Genomic DNA, 14652 nt, shown 5'->3' with positions numbered 1-14652 from the left:
TGTACTTAAGGGACTTCTGCTGTAAATACCATTTCCATCTCTCCGTCTATAAAGTGATCAGCGTAGTCAAGCAAGGAAGTTATGTCATCAATTGAAGGCACAGGAATCTGGTTTTGTGTAGCACCGTAAGGTGGAATCACCTGGTGCACACGGCGCAACAGATGCATCCCATAGTGCTGTGCAGTTATCTTTATTTACACATTCGTCAAACCAAGACTTTATAACGACTGCTGACAAATCGCTATGCTGAACTCCGCATTGATGACAATTTTGCGCGGTTTGGCTGCTTCCCTGGCCTTTTGTGTGGCTCTGCTGCCGCAGGCAGAAAGCCGGTGACAAAAAAACCGCTCGCCGTTGCCGGTGAGCGGTTGCTTGCTGCGGGCCGTGGAAAGTCCGCGCTGAATTGCCGGGGCAGGAATCAGGGCTTCAGCACGTAGTGCATCACTGAATAGCCGGGCAGGCTGGTGCTGAAATTGTTTTGTGTAATCGTGGCCTGTACATTGCGTGCTGTGACTTGCGGGCCGCTGGCATCCACGCCCCAGGCCTGTACATAATTAAACAGCACAGGATTTTTAATTTGCACGCTGGCGGTGATCGGCGTTGCCAGGCGGTTGATCGCGATGATGTGCAGGGTGTTCGGGTCTGTGGCGCTGACGGCAGCATAGACAGTGCCATTGCCATTATTGGTGGACACAGCTTTGACCGAGACTTCAGGGAACACGGACTTATTCCCGTCGTAGTTGCGGAATAATTTAAACGCCGCGCCGATATAGCCTTCTACATCGCCAAAATAATTCGCCAGATACACGCCTTGCTTACCGAATGCCCCCAGTGCATCCGCCTGCGCCACAGCACCGGTGACATCATCACGTCCGCCGAAGTCATACTCCGTCACGGCCAGTTTGGTGCCCGGATAAAAGTCAGCCACGGATTTCTGTAACTTAGGCAGTAAGGCGATACCACGGCCGTCGGTAAAACCGTAACCAGGCTGCGTGATCCAGGTCGGTTCCACATACTGCGCATCCCACAGACTGCGTGAAGCCTGCACCCGGGTCGCCTGATCATACGAGGCTTGCGGATAGTAGTGGAAGGAGAAGGCATCCAGCAAACGCTTACCGGCAGCGGTCGAGGCCTGACGCATTTTATCCAGATAGACATTGGCAAAAGTCATGCCGTTGTAGCGGTAGCGGTCACCGGTATTTTTCGAGATATACGGTTCCACATTGTATTGCCCCCAATCGGCTGGCTGCCTTGCCTGCGCGCCATCCCACACCGACCACAGGCTGAATAAACCCAGGTAGCCACTGACTGCAGGGCCAAAGGTTTTAGCACTCGGATCAACCCGTTTGATGGTAGTTGCGAGGTCCAGATTTTTTTGCACGACGTCAGCGACGGTGCTCAGTTGCGGATACAGGCGCTCGTGGGTACCGTTACCAAATTGCGAAGGCCACAAATGCCAGAGGTCAGGCTCGTTATCCAGCTCATAGCCTTTCAGGCCTTTCGCAGCCGAACTCTTACCGTATTTTTTGATGATGAAGTTCAGCTCTTCATCGATGTACACCACATTGTCGTTTAGGTTAGGTGCCAGGCTCAGGGCACCGGCACTGGCTGGTTTATCATTGACGATGGTCAGCCAGCGATTAACATCGGCATTCGATGCACCGGGCGCATCCTGCCACAGCGGCCAGCCATTGCAATTGCCTGGCGGGTTCATATTGACTATGTCTTTAGGTAATTTGCCTGCCGCGGGCAATTGCAGCAAAGAGAAGGTATTCAAGGCCAGCGACTGGTCGTGAAATGCCTTGATCGCCGCACCCGGCGCATAGTAGGCCAGACCAGCAGTCTGGCTCGGATTACCGGCACCGCTGGAATAGCTGACGCCAGCATTCGACGAGTGACACCAGTCTGCGCCGGAATTGCTGACGCCGTTTTCCCAGTTGTAGCTGGTCATATTATTGCCGCCCATACGACGCGAGGTCAGGTTCAGGCTTTCCAGATTCGCGCGTCCACCATGCGCATCCCAGCCAGCGCGGCCGCTGCCGTCGGCATAGGCATTGAAGCCGTAAATCAAGGGGCTGATCGCTTTACGTTCGGCCTGGGTGTCAATCGTAAATGTCACATTCTGTGCGTAAGAAACAGAAATATCCGTGGACATCCCCAAAATTACCAGAACTTTCATCAAATCAGATGGTCTCATCGCACTCTCCTGTTTGCAATTAGTTTCCACATGGAAATACTTAGCATTCGGAGGACGTTATAAACATCCAATTTCCTGATTTCAACTTTTCTTACAATTCGGTAACATCTATTACCAGATTAGCGAGAAGATCCCTGATCTTATTGCAACTTTTCGGTGTTTTTTCCCGTCCATCAAACCCTCACAATCACTATGAAATTGTCCAACATCGCACTTACTCTGGCCCTCAGCGGTCTGGTCAGCAATGCTGTCGCTGCGCCCGGCTATTACCGCTTCCCCACCGTCCATGCAGATACTGTGGTGTTCACCGCAGAAGGCGATTTATGGAAGGTTGGCGTACAAGGCGGTCAGGCGCAGCGTCTGACCACCCATCCGGCAGCGGAAATCCAGCCAGCGGTATCCAAAGATGGCCTGTGGCTGGCATTTGCCGCTTCCTATGAAGGCGCGACTGAGGCGTATGTCATGCCTTTGCAGGGTGGCCTGCCTAAGCGCATCAGCTTTGATAACGATGTGGTGCATGTACTGGGCTGGACCGCGCAGGGTGAAGTCTTGATCAGTACGCTCAACAGTACCGGTCCTAACGCGCATCGCGTGATTGCTGCGATCAATCCGAAAACACTGGAACGCCGGATTTTCCCGGTCGCCGATGCCAATGAAGCGGTGCTGGATGACAGCGGCCGTTATCTGTATTTCACCCGCTTTGGTCTGCAAATGACCAATGACAATGCCAAGCATTACCGCGGTGGCGCAATTGCCCAGTTGTGGCGTTTTGATCTGCAAAGCAAAGAAGAGGCTGTCCGCCTGGCCGGTAATGAAAACAGTAATAACCGCCGTCCGATGTGGTGGCAGGGCCGCCTGTATTTTGTCAGCGACCGTAACGGCGCATTCAATTTGTGGAGCGCCAATCCGGATGGCAGCGATGCCAAAGCACTCACCAGCCATCAGGACTGGGATGTGCGCAGTGCCAGCCTGGGCGATAGCAAGATCGTATATCAGCTGGGCGCAGATCTGCATGTATTCGACCTCAACAGTAAAGCCGACCGCACAGTCAACATTGATCTGGTGTCGGATTTTGATCAGCAAAGAAAGCGCCTGATCCGTACACCGCTGGATTATCTGACCGATACCGAATTAGCTGGCAAGTCAGAAAAACTGATGTTCACTGCGCGTGGCAAAGTCACTATTGCCGGACTCGGCAATCAGCGCCGTATCGATCTGGCGATACCGGAACAGGCACGTGCGCGCGCCGCCGTGTTCTCGCATGATGATCAGTCTGTATTTGCGATCGTTGATACCACCGGTGAAAACGAAATCTGGAAATTCCCGGCCAATGGCATCGGTAAAGCCGAGCAACTGACGAAAGACAGTGACTTCCACCGCTTGCAAATTTTCCCTGCACCGGATGGCAAGCATCTGGCGCACACCGATAAGCGCGGGCGCTTATGGTTGCTCGATCTGAACACCAGACAGAATCAGCTGATCGATGATGCAGGCAAAGCCGGTGCCGGTAATCACGCAGAGATCGTCTGGTCACCGGACTCAAAAACCCTGGCTATCGTGCGTTCTGCAACCAGCATCAAACGCAATCAGATTGCCTTGTATGCGCTCGATACCCGTCAGCTGCATTTTGTCACCAGCGACCGCTTTGAATCGCAATCGCCGGTATTTTCGCCAGATGGACAATGGCTGTATTTCCTGTCTGAGCGTAACTTCCAGGTGGCGAACCGTTCCCCCTGGGGTGACCGCAATATGGGCCCGGCCTTTGACAAACGCACAGGCATTTATGCACTGGCACTGCAGGCGAAAAATCGTTTTGCGTTCAAAGCAGATGACGAGCTGAACAAGTCCGCCCCGAAAGCAGAAGAAAAAGCTGAACCGAAAGCGGCAGACAACGCGAATGCAGCTGGCAACGACAAAAACGCCGACAAAGCCGCAGCCAAACCTGCAGCTCGTGCCGCAATTCCTGCGATTGAATACGCAGGCCTGGCAGACCGGCTGTATCAGGTTCCTGTCAGTGCGGGTAACTACCGTCAGCTGGCGGTTGATGACAAGCGCTTATATGTACTCGAGCGTGAAAATGATGATCGCGCCAGCCTGAAAACCATCGCCTTCAGCAAACAGGGTGCGACGGCAGAAGTCTTTATCAGCGGCATACGTCAGTACGATTTGTCGGCGGATAAAAAGCATATTATGTTGCGCAATAGCGCAGGTGAATTCCTGATCGTCGATGCCGGTGCAAAACTCCCGAATGACATCAGCAAAGCCAAGGTCAGTGTGCAGGACTGGAGTTTCCCGTCCGATCCTAAGCTGGAATGGAAGCAAATGCTGGGCGACGCCTGGCGTATGCATCGCGACTACCTGTTCGACACGCAGATGCGCGGCGTCAACTGGCTCAAGGTGCGCGACAAATATGCGCCGCTGGCAGAACGCATAACTGACCGTGCCGAACTCAATGACGTGCTGGCGCAAATGGTCAGCGAAGTCGGCACCCTGCACTCGCAATTCCGCCCCGGTGATTTGCGCCGCGCAGCCAGCGAAGGCACGCCGGCCTCACTCGGCGCCGTGCTGAGCCGCAATGCGCAAGGCTATAAAGTAGAGCACATCTACCGCAGCGAACCGGATTTGCCGAATGAGCGTTCGCCCTTAGATCGCCCCGACGTGAATATCAAAGAAGGCGATGTAATCCTGGCAGTGAATGGTCAGAGCACGAAAGAAGCACGCGATATTTCTGACCTGCTGCTGAATCAGGCCGACAAGCAAGTGTTATTGCAAGTCCAGCGTGGAAACCAGACACCGCATCAGGTGATCGTGCATCCGGTCAGCATGATGAAGCATGCCAATCTGCGTTACAGCGACTGGGAACAAAGTCGCGCAGCACGGGTACAGCAAGCATCGAATGGCAAGATAGGTTATCTGCATTTGCGTGCAATGGGAGCCCAGGACATCGATGCATTTGCGCGTGAATTTTATGCCAATGTCGAACGCGATGGCCTGATCATCGATGTGCGCCGTAACCGTGGTGGCAATATCGACAGCTGGATCATAGAAAAACTCTTGCGTAAAACCTGGGCCTTCTGGTCACGTGCCGGTACTTCGCCTTACACCAATATGCAACAGACTTTCCGTGGTCATCTGGTGGTGCTGGTGGATGAACTGACTTACTCGGATGGTGAGACATTTGCAGCCGGTATCAAGGTACTCAAACTCGGCCCGCTGGTAGGTAAACGCACCGCCGGTGCCGGTGTCTGGCTGTCCGACAATAATGCATTGCTGGACGGCGGCATGATACGTGCCGCTGAAACCGCGCAGTTCAGCATGGATGGCCAGTGGCTGGTGGAAGGCACAGGCGTGGCACCGGATGTGGAAGTAGAAAACCTGCCACATGCCACCTTCATAGGCCAAGACCAGCAACTGGAAACAGCCATCCGCATGCTGAGCGACAAACTCAAAGAGCAACCGGTTAAAGCTTTGCAGCCGCAAGCGATACCACCACTGAAATAAACCTGCTGCCAGAAGCTAAGTCTGCATCAGCAACAAGCCCGGTCATTGCGATGACCGGGCTTTTTTTCTGTTTCAAATCACTCTCAAGGAAAATGACGCAAATTCAAAAAATTCCGCACCATGTATCCAGGACTAGATGCTGCGCTGGTTTGCAGATACACTATATCGAACAACGCAGCGCTCGCTATTCGCGCGTACTTGTCCATTGTTTCGCCTGAGTCAGCAAGAGATAAAAACCAAAAATGAAGTCAAAATTTTTTTTCGGGCTTTTTTTAATTTTTATACTCACCCTCATTATTCAATTCGTTCATCGTACAGACACTGAAAACGATACAAGCTCTACGCCAGCATATACGAAAACAGCGCACCTCATTTCTTCCCAAGCGGCCCCTTACCCGGTTGAGAAAAGTTTTCCCAGCAGCGCAAAAAAAATAAGTCCAATTTCTGAGCAGGTCGACAAACTCATAGCGACAGGCAAACCAGCAGATGCATATTCAGCATTTATTCTCGTACAGAATTGTATCGATTTCGAAAAACTTGGAACGATTCCATTTTTTTCATTTCCGAATACGCGGTCGATGACAGAGGAAGAAATGGATGATGAAGCCGAAGTATGTAAAAACATGACTGAACGCATGCGTACTTCGCGTCTTGATCATTTAGCCTTTGCAGCAAAAAATGGCGTATCAGGTGCAGACGTACGTTTTGCGGAATTAGGCCCATTCGGCGACCGATCTGCACTACGTCATCGGTCTGATGATCCTCTGGTTGTAGAGTGGAAAAAGCAAGCCATTTCGCAATTAAGCAGCAATGCAGATAACGGAGTTTACGGAAGCCTGATTACTTTGCAAAAAGAGTTTTCCGATAATAGCGGAATTACTGAAAATAACGCATACCAGGCATTGAAATACGCAGCTGCTATCCGGAAAATTGACGATCACATGGGAATATTTAGCATTTATAGTCAGGACTATCTGTTTCAGCTGCAAAATAAACTGAGTAAAGTTGATGCAGAAAGGGCGATGCAGGAAGCAAATGATATCTATCAAAGCTGGTTAAAGAATTCTAAACAATAATATTTCCAAGAAAAACTTTCCTCACGATCAAATAAAGGATGCGCTGTAAAACCGTCATTGTATGGACTGATTTAGCGTCTAATCCACCATGCGCATTCATCAATTCAACGACTTTATCAGCATGCACCAAAGTACCACCTATCGACATAACATTGCCAGTTACATCAGCATATGCAAATGATGCACTTATCAGTGCCACTCAATAAACTAAAAAAAGTAGGTATGCCCAGTCAACAGGCACGATTTATTATTTTGAGAGAGCTGAACACAGTAGCCTTATTAGGCTATGCGTATCTTCTTAAATATTCTGTATGCACGTCAGCGCAACACAGCCGCCGCACTTTTAATCTTCACATCATGCATCATATGCAGGTAAGCCTCAACATATCCTTTATGAGAAGCACCGACTATGCTCAGCACCCGCTGTCCTGGCAATGGATCCAGAATCTCACGGATATTCGATACCATGCGCAGATTACGTGTTTCCCAGTAAGCGACATAGGTACGGCCATATTGCCTGGCTGACTGATCTTTCAATACAGCGCCAAAGTCACTGCGGTACACCAGCATGGCCTGGTCGGGCCGGTTCAATACGCGGTACATATTCAGCACGCCTTCCTCGCTATCTAAACGGGACTCCAGTGCCTGGTCCTGCTTTAGTCGACAGGCTGTTGCAGGATTGTCCCATAGCCGTTGCATGATGTCGCCAGCAGCCTTATTGTCTGCCTCATCTGCAGAAACAGAATCCGCCGTATGATCATCAATCGCATAGACGCGCTCCAGCCCCAGGCGCACCGCCAGCGGCGCGGCAAGCAAAGTATTTTCACTGCGCTTTTCAGCTAAGCCCTGAAGTTTTTCAGTAAGTATCTGGTCCAGTCCGTTACCCGCACGCCGCTCGGCCGCAGGCAGCTTTAACCATTGCACCAGCGCAGAGACTGGCTCACCGGCAGCCAGAAATACGGCAGCCAGCGAACGTCGCTGATCCGCACTGGGAGCCGTCGGCCAGGCAGCAAGCAATCGCGTCATTTCAGCTGTCGCTTCAGGCACATCGAGTCCGGTTGCCTTGTGCGCCGCTGTGGTGTCCCAGCAATAGGACTTCACTGCGTCGGCATATCGTGCGCTATAGCGACGCATATAGTCACACTGGCTGCCGGACAGCGCTTCAATGGTGATGATACTGGGCTGCCAGGCTTGCAGACGGCTGATCAGCGTCTGCAGAGAGCGGGCTTGAAAACTGGCCGGTAATGTCGAAAAATGCGGCGTCCCCAGTACCAGCACTTCATTTGGCTTTGCACTGGCCGTCCTTTTCAGCTGACTGGGATTGAAGGCGGGCGCTTCAGCTTGTGCCGCAAACACCGTCGCTGAAACAAGGGCGCTAAGGAGTGCTAAGATTTTGATCATCCTGTTTCCTTTTAATGAAATCGCCTCAAAGAGAATGTTTTACCCTCTTGAGGCGACAGGATAAAACGCTTACAAGGTCGGGCGTATCCCGCACAGCAGTGTCATCACTGTAATCGGGAAACAAAGAGCCCCTAAACTGTCGCATTGTCCAGAAAACAAATCAAGTATCTCAGGAGTCTCGTATGTCTACACCAGCAAACCAGCCATCCGGCTTACCCCTGGCCATTGTCGCCGACAGTGCGCCTTTGCGTACCGTCAAATCGCTGTACCCGGAACAGTTTTCTTTGTTAATGGAAGGCCGCAGCAAGCAGCCTTTAGGGACGCTGTTTGGCTTGAATCAGTTTGGCGTGAATCTGACGCGGCTGGCACCGGGTGCGATATCGGCCTTACGTCACGCTCACTCGCTGCAGGATGAATTCATCTACATCATCAGCGGTCATCCCAGCCTGAAAACAGATGAAGGCCTGACCCAGCTGGCACCGGGGATGTGCGCGGGCTTCCAGGCTGGCAGCGGTAATGCGCATCAGCTGATTAATCTGAGTGAGCAGGATGTGGTGTATCTGGAAGTCGGTGACCGCAGTGCAGGCGATCAGGTCAGCTATCCCGATGATGATTTACAGGCGAGCATGATTGATGGCCAGTGGCGCTTCAGCCACAAAGACGGCAGCCCTTACTGAGGCTGCCGGCACGAATCCGGAGTGCGTGTAACTAGGGCCTGTTAACATTTAAATTGCGAGATGCGTTCAAGCCAAAACGTGGGCTGGCAAGGCGTGTGTCGCCGTCAGGGCTGGTGCCCCTGACAAGACACGCAACGCAGTCCAGCACGCGTTTTGGCTTGAACCCGGAGGGAAAGGGGTAAAACAGCCGCATGGCGTTGTTGCATCCCGCTGACAGTGATTACACTGTTGCGCGGGCTGCGCCTAGCCCTGCAGCTGTTTTACCCCTTTCGCACACGTAATTTAAATGTTAACAGGCCCTAGCTGCGCTCACCGGGGTAACCAACCACATCCTTGTAGGCGTGCCAGGTGGCATGGCCGATGACCGGTATCAGGATGATCAGTCCCAGATTCCAGCTCATCATGCCTATCACCACGGCCGCCACGATGCAGAGCCCCCAGAACAGGCAGGCCGGTACATTGATGAACAGCGAGACGCAGCTGATAATCATGGCGGTAATCGCATCGGTATCGCGGTCCAGCATCAGCGGTATCGAGACCCAGGAAATCGCAAATACGATGCTGGCGAATACCGCGCCTATGCAGGCATAGACCAGTACAAACTCCAGGTGGTCGAGCGAGAATAACTGGCTCAGAAAGCTTTGCATGCTGGGCATGCCCTTGTTATAGAACAGTGCAAAAATCACCAGCGAGGCGCGCGCCCAGACCATCATGATGACGGCCAATACCAGCGCCAGTACGCCGATATTGCTCCAGCGGCCGCGCATAGAAAACACACTGCCGAGCAAGCCTGAACGCTGATTTTCCATACGGCGGCTGATGTCGTATAAACCCAGCGCCAGCAAGGGACCGATCAGTAAAAATCCACAGCTGAGTGCCGATACATATTCGGGTGCATTGTGCAGCACCAGCTTCAGCACCATGCCCATAAGTGCGAAGCAAATGCCGTAGAAAATACTGGTCGCCCCCGAGGCACGAAAATCCTGCCAGCCAGCTTGTAACCAGCGTAGCGCCCTGAACATCCCGACCCGGCGCACCGGTGGAAACGGAGACTCTTTATCGATGATAGTACGAATATCCGGCGGCGCGCTGTCGCCGCCTCTGCCCTGTGCCTGGTCGCTCATGCTGCCTCCTGTTTTTCCGTATGGAAATGCACATTTTTGTAGCAACAATACTAAGGTGATCAGCGCGCTTTAGCAATCAGGAATGTTGCAAATTTCAGGAAACTTACATTGCAGTGCAATAGCTGGCTCCAGCTCAATGAGGCGCCATGAGCGGATTCAGAAAATCTTTTAGCACCGGCAGCAGGCGCGGTGCGAGTGGCAATTCCGGATTCATATAAGTGGCGATATTAGCGGCGCGCTCAGCCGGCGCCAGCTTGAGCACATGATTCATGCCGCCGATGATTTCCAGTCGCGCAGCAGGTAAAGCGGCTTTCAGTGCCTGCGCCTGTTCGGTGCCGACCTGGATATCATGATCGCCCTGCACAATCAGCACTGGCAACTGCAAACGTGCCATTTCCTGTGCCGGGGTATAGCGGAACCAGGAAATCAAAAACGGCTGCACACTGGGTCGGAATAATGCTGCCAAGGCCGCCGGTGTATCGGACACGGTCTTGCCTTCCTTCAGACTGCTGAGTGCCTCGTTCGCCTGCGCCAGCAAGTCAGCAGGCATGCCACTGGCCTGTAACTGCAAACGAATAACATCAGCTGGATTTTGCGCAACGCCTGCGATCGCCACCAGCGCATGCACAGCCTGCTTTTGCGCTGCCAGCACGGCGATAGAAGCGCCCTCACTATGCCCCATCACAGCGACCTTAGAAAACCTGGTATCTGCCTTCAAATACGCGAGCCAGGCGGCTGCATCATCGACATAGTTTTCAAACCGTAACGCAGATTCCGTACTACCCGCCGCCAGACTGGCGGCCACACCACGTTTGTCGTAACGCACGGTGGCAAAACCCGCATCTGCCAATTGCTCAGCCACCAGCCGCAAGCTATTGTTTTTACCGGGCAGCCCCAGCGAATTGCCATCCCTGTCGGTCGGGCCTGAGCCGGAAATCAAGAGCACGACCGGCGCAGGCTTGGGCTGTGCCGGAAGTATCAGGCTAGCTTGCAATATCCCGCTGCCAGTATCCAGCGAAATCGCCTGCTCGCTGCGCTGTGCGCGTGCACCCGGCAGCAGGCAAGTCAGCGTCAACAACAGGGTCAACAGTTGCAATATATTTTTCTTACTCAGCATCAGATAGCGCATTTGTATTGGTTTCCTTATTGCGTAGATGATAGGCTGGGATGCGGTTTGGAATCAGGTACTCAAATCAGAACCGACCAGAAACAGCACTGTCCAGTTACACCTGAACCCACAGATTTGTTGAAGCCAGCCTTAACAAAAGCTTTATATCTCACCTGCTGGTTTTTAGCCAATTTTTATATGAATTTGCATATCGTTCTCTTGTCAGCATCACCCGTTCACAGGAGTCATGTATGCAAGCACCAGCCAGCACTATGCCTGATCTGCAACTGCCAGCATCGGCGGCGCATATGCAGCGCAGGAATAGCAAAAAGAGAGCACTTTATCTGACGCAAATTGTTGTTGCACAGTGCAACCAGCAAAGGCTGCGCGCGCTATTGATACAGCTATGCGGGCAGCAGCTGAATTATCTGCGTACCCAAACTGCGGATCATGGTTGCGCTACCCGATTTCTGATCAGTAGCGAAGTTAATCTCAAGATGTTTTTTCCGCTCTTAATGCGTGAATTGCCCAGTGCTGAATTCGGAAAAATTTCACAGATTTTTGTTGAGAGATATTAGGGCCTGACGAAAAAACACAAGTAACAGACCACTGGCAGACAAAAGGAAAAATGACTATGAAACAAATGCAAGGTATCTGGATACCCTTAATTACGCCCATTTCCGGTGCTGAAGTCGATGTTCCGGCCTTACAAAAACTGGCAGGCCATTATTTTTCTGCCGGCGTGAGTGGCTTAGTGGTCTGCGGCTCGACCGGTGAAGCGTCTATGTTGTCGGAGGGGGAAAAAGCCCAGATACTGGCCGCAGTACAGGATGTCGTTCCGGTCGGTTTTCCCGTCATGATGGGCATAGGTGGCAGTTACACCCAGCGTGTCGCAGAAAAACTGACGCGTCTGGAAAAATTCGGTACCCCTCCCGACGCCTATCTGATTTCTGCTCCCGCTTATGTGCGTCCGTCACAGGAAGGAATTGCCCTGCATTTCCGTGCATTATGCGAAGCCACTGAACAGCCGATAGTGCTGTATAACATACCTGCACGTACCGGCGTACACATTGAAACCAGTACCTTGAGTGCACTGAGTGATTGTCCACAAATTATCGGTATGAAGGACTGTTCCGGCCGGCTTGAGCAGGCAGCCAGAATTTTGCGTACATCGCCATTGCGCTTAATGTGTGGCGATGATCACCTGTTGAGTGATTTTCTTTCTATCGGTGGCCATGGCGCCATTTCGGCAGCGGCACATATCCGCCCTGACCTGTTTTGCGCTCTGTATGCCATGATCAGACAAGGTGAAACAGCACGCTCATTAATCCTGTTTCACCAATTGTTTCCGCTGATCCGCTTATTACATTGCGAACCTAATCCCGCACCGCTGAAAGCCGCCTTATCTTTGCTAGGCATGGCTAAAGAAGAATTCCGTCTGCCGATGACACCGATGTCAGCGAGCGGCAAACAATACCTGGCCAGGGAACTGGGAAAGGTCATGCAAATTCCGGCGCCGCAGCTGACTGGTATCAGCCCGGCAAAGCGCGGGACTAACTTGGTTTTTCCCAGCTGTGTAGTGTGATACCGGGCAGGAGAGTTCACTATGTTGCTACATCAATCTGATGTTGAATCCGCGCTTTTTTCCTCATGGTCTGCGTCTGCCAGTGTTGAAAAACGCCGCTGTGCAGCTTGTTTCATACTGCTGTCACCACTCGCGCTTGCGCTACCGGATCAGCCATTGGCGGCGCTGACCGCTTTGCTGCTGCTCTTCATCCTTAGCAGTACTCTGCTATGCAAACAAAGCCGCTCAGTCCAGCTGCGCTGTGTCAGGCAGAATATGCTGTATTACGCGGTGATGATGCCAGCCCTGCTGTTCATCGTACACAGCAAACACCTTGCGCCAGGCCTGCAAGCCCTGATCACCTTTTTTTTCCTGCTAAATTGTCTGCTAACTTGCCTTCTGAGTTTTCTGTTGTTCTGCGCGCAAACAACCAGCATCACGCCACGTCAGCATCACTTGAACTTGCTGCACGCCTTACATTTCCTCAGCCTTAGCCTGCTCATCATCTGCTTACTCGACGCTGCATTAATGATGCTGAAACAGATCCACTTCGCGTAACCGGAATCAGCCATGTATACCCAGATCATTGCACCACCTCAAACAACCCATCTCTGCTTCTCACGCCAATTGTTAAAGACGCTTGCGCAATTCCGTGCGCTGCATGGCCGGAATGTCTTGTCCGCTGAACAGCTGCATGCAGACAACGGTGATGGATGGTACATCCGTCTATGGAAATTGAACGCGCCTGCCTATCAGATTGCTGCCGGGAGTCTCGCCACCGAGCTCAATCAGCTTGCCGGGCCGTATCAGGATTTGCTGCTGCATCTGCAGCAGCATCAATGTAAAGAAGCATTTCTGAAACAATGGCAACCAGACCGTATCGTATTTCCTTGCATCGCAAGGGACTTGGATCTGCCTAGCATCAAATGGCTGAGCCATACTGTCCAACACATCCGTAGCAGGAATACCCAACAGGAAATTGTGGTCTGGACCGATATCACTCAGCAAGACTGGCAGCAATATGCACCACTGGCGCAAATTTGCCAGCAATTAAGGCTGACGCTACATGGAGGGACTCACAGTACAAGTATCTGCAATACAGCGCCAGCCATAGCCGAATAAACAGCGTCAGGCTTAGCCTTCATGGGTGCCGGAAATCGCTCTTTCTATTCGACGGTCAGGCACCAGCCAGATCAAGGCAACCAGGACATACGTGAGCATAGAAATCTGTGGCATCCAGAAGGCAAAAATGATCCCGATTAAATATAACACTGGCGACATTTTTCCTTTCCAGTCGCTGCCCACGGCCTGCTTCAATAAGGAATGCTCGCCTTGACTGCGGATGATCAGAATCTGCAGAATAAAGTAAGCAAATGCTGACCACAGCAAGACCACACCATACAAAGCCACCGGCATCATGGCGAAATGATTCTCGCCCATCCAGCCAGTGGCAAACGGTATCAGCGATAAGCTGAACAACAAATGCAGATTAGCCCACAATATGCCGCCAGTGACCTTTTTGCAGGTATGCATCATGTGATGGTGATTATTCCAGTAAATACCGACATAAATAAAGCTCAGCACATAACTCAGAAAAACCGGCAGTACAGGCATTAGTGCCGATAAATCCGCGCCATGTGGCACCTTCATTTCCAATACCATAATCGTAATCAAGATCGCGATCACACCATCGCTGAATGCTTCTAAGCGGGTTTTACCCATTTTTATCTCCTGTTGTTTGCAATCCTGCCGTCAGTTGCTATTCACCTCTGATGTTGATAGCTATCCCGCCTAACAGACAGGTAAAGCAAGGGAAAAGCAACGGGCTGTTTAAAAGCCAGCAGTCTACCCAAGTCGGGACAGCTTGGCATGATCAAACAGACATATTTCTTCTCTCCTCCTAAGTTTTTGCACAAGATGTGTGCCCTGCATTTCGCGCCAGCTGGAAAGGCATTCACGACAAGATGCCGCCATATGTCGCATTTCAGTCGCCGGCCAGGTCTG

At 52.0% G+C, this 14652-nt stretch carries 11 protein-coding genes; 6 read left to right on the top strand and 5 right to left on the bottom strand.

The window, feature by feature from the left end:
- Positions 1 to 418 precede the first annotated feature (418 nt).
- Positions 419 to 2197: a glycoside hydrolase family 44 protein gene (locus EYB48_RS16915; protein ID WP_162021557.1), complete on the bottom strand. Its 1779-nt coding sequence runs from the start codon at positions 2195 to 2197 to the stop codon at positions 419 to 421.
- Between the two features lie 192 nt (positions 2198 to 2389).
- Here EYB48_RS16915 and EYB48_RS16910 point away from each other — a divergent pair, with 192 nt between their 5' ends.
- Together EYB48_RS16910 and EYB48_RS16905 are read left to right on the top strand one after the other, a co-directional pair.
- Entirely contained in the window at positions 2390 to 5698 is a 3309-nt protein-coding gene (locus EYB48_RS16910) for a S41 family peptidase (RefSeq protein ID WP_162021556.1), read from the top strand.
- Between the two features lie 242 nt (positions 5699 to 5940).
- Positions 5941 to 6774 (top strand): hypothetical protein, encoded by an 834-nt coding sequence (locus EYB48_RS16905; protein ID WP_162021555.1) that lies wholly within the window; start codon positions 5941 to 5943, stop codon positions 6772 to 6774.
- 318 nt (positions 6775 to 7092) lie between these two features.
- Here the strand turns inward: EYB48_RS16905 and EYB48_RS16900 are convergent, their stop codons facing one another.
- A complete protein-coding gene (locus EYB48_RS16900; RefSeq protein WP_162021554.1) occupies positions 7093 to 8175 on the bottom strand; it encodes a DUF5694 domain-containing protein in 1083 nt (360 codons plus the stop codon).
- Between the two features lie 182 nt (positions 8176 to 8357).
- Here EYB48_RS16900 and EYB48_RS16895 point away from each other — a divergent pair, with 182 nt between their 5' ends.
- Positions 8358 to 8852, top strand: a complete 495-nt coding sequence (locus tag EYB48_RS16895) for a cupin domain-containing protein (RefSeq protein WP_162021553.1) — start codon at positions 8358 to 8360, stop codon at positions 8850 to 8852.
- Between the two features lie 299 nt (positions 8853 to 9151).
- Here EYB48_RS16895 and EYB48_RS16890 read toward each other — a convergent pair whose 3' ends face one another.
- Together EYB48_RS16890 and EYB48_RS16885 are read right to left on the bottom strand one after the other, a co-directional pair.
- The gene (locus EYB48_RS16890; protein WP_162021552.1) at positions 9152 to 9976 is read right to left on the bottom strand and encodes a DUF2189 domain-containing protein; all 825 of its coding nucleotides are present in this window, start codon (positions 9974 to 9976) and stop codon (positions 9152 to 9154) included.
- 133 nt (positions 9977 to 10109) lie between these two features.
- Positions 10110 to 11105 (bottom strand): alpha/beta hydrolase family protein, encoded by a 996-nt coding sequence (locus EYB48_RS16885; RefSeq protein ID WP_235935231.1) that lies wholly within the window; start codon positions 11103 to 11105, stop codon positions 10110 to 10112.
- Between the two features lie 613 nt (positions 11106 to 11718).
- Between EYB48_RS16885 and dapA the strand changes: the two genes are divergently transcribed.
- From dapA to EYB48_RS16870, 3 genes are read left to right on the top strand one after another with little or no spacing between them, the layout of a single operon-like run.
- The gene (gene dapA, locus EYB48_RS16880; protein ID WP_162021551.1) at positions 11719 to 12669 is read left to right on the top strand and encodes a 4-hydroxy-tetrahydrodipicolinate synthase; all 951 of its coding nucleotides are present in this window, start codon (positions 11719 to 11721) and stop codon (positions 12667 to 12669) included.
- 21 nt (positions 12670 to 12690) lie between these two features.
- Positions 12691 to 13206 carry a hypothetical protein gene (locus EYB48_RS16875; RefSeq protein WP_162021550.1) on the top strand — a complete coding sequence of 172 codons (516 nt, stop codon included), beginning with the start codon at positions 12691 to 12693 and terminating at the stop codon, positions 13204 to 13206.
- 12 nt (positions 13207 to 13218) lie between these two features.
- The gene (locus EYB48_RS16870; RefSeq protein WP_162021549.1) at positions 13219 to 13770 is read left to right on the top strand and encodes a hypothetical protein; all 552 of its coding nucleotides are present in this window, start codon (positions 13219 to 13221) and stop codon (positions 13768 to 13770) included.
- 12 nt (positions 13771 to 13782) lie between these two features.
- Here the strand turns inward: EYB48_RS16870 and EYB48_RS16865 are convergent, their stop codons facing one another.
- Positions 13783 to 14370, bottom strand: coding sequence for a TMEM175 family protein (locus EYB48_RS16865; protein ID WP_162021548.1), 588 nt, complete (start codon positions 14368 to 14370; stop codon positions 13783 to 13785).
- Between the last annotated feature and the right edge of the window lie 282 nt (positions 14371 to 14652).

Source organism: Cognatundibacterium crateris, assembly GCF_010078235.1.
GTDB classification, from domain to species: Bacteria; Pseudomonadota; Gammaproteobacteria; order Burkholderiales; family Burkholderiaceae_D; genus Undibacterium; species Undibacterium crateris.
This window is presented reverse-complemented; position numbering and strand designations above follow the sequence as displayed.

Bases quoted from the DNA above. Each gene is read 5' to 3' on its own strand.
- EYB48_RS16900 (WP_162021554.1), bottom strand. From the start codon at position 8,175: ATGATCAAAATCTTAGCACTCCTTAGCGCCCTTGTTTCAGCGACGGTG.
- EYB48_RS16865 (WP_162021548.1), bottom strand. From the start codon at position 14,370: ATGGGTAAAACCCGCTTAGAAGCATTCAGCGATGGTGTGATCGCGATC.
- EYB48_RS16885 (WP_235935231.1), bottom strand. From the start codon at position 11,105: ATGCGCTATCTGATGCTGAGTAAGAAAAATATATTGCAACTGTTGACC.
- EYB48_RS16875 (WP_162021550.1), top strand. From the start codon at position 12,691: ATGTTGCTACATCAATCTGATGTTGAATCCGCGCTTTTTTCCTCATGG.
- EYB48_RS16870 (WP_162021549.1), top strand. From the start codon at position 13,219: ATGTATACCCAGATCATTGCACCACCTCAAACAACCCATCTCTGCTTC.
- EYB48_RS16895 (WP_162021553.1), top strand. From the start codon at position 8,358: ATGTCTACACCAGCAAACCAGCCATCCGGCTTACCCCTGGCCATTGTC.
- EYB48_RS16915 (WP_162021557.1), bottom strand. From the start codon at position 2,197: ATGAGACCATCTGATTTGATGAAAGTTCTGGTAATTTTGGGGATGTCC.
- EYB48_RS16890 (WP_162021552.1), bottom strand. From the start codon at position 9,976: ATGAGCGACCAGGCACAGGGCAGAGGCGGCGACAGCGCGCCGCCGGAT.
- EYB48_RS16910 (WP_162021556.1), top strand. From the start codon at position 2,390: ATGAAATTGTCCAACATCGCACTTACTCTGGCCCTCAGCGGTCTGGTC.
- dapA (WP_162021551.1), top strand. From the start codon at position 11,719: ATGAAACAAATGCAAGGTATCTGGATACCCTTAATTACGCCCATTTCC.
- EYB48_RS16905 (WP_162021555.1), top strand. From the start codon at position 5,941: ATGAAGTCAAAATTTTTTTTCGGGCTTTTTTTAATTTTTATACTCACC.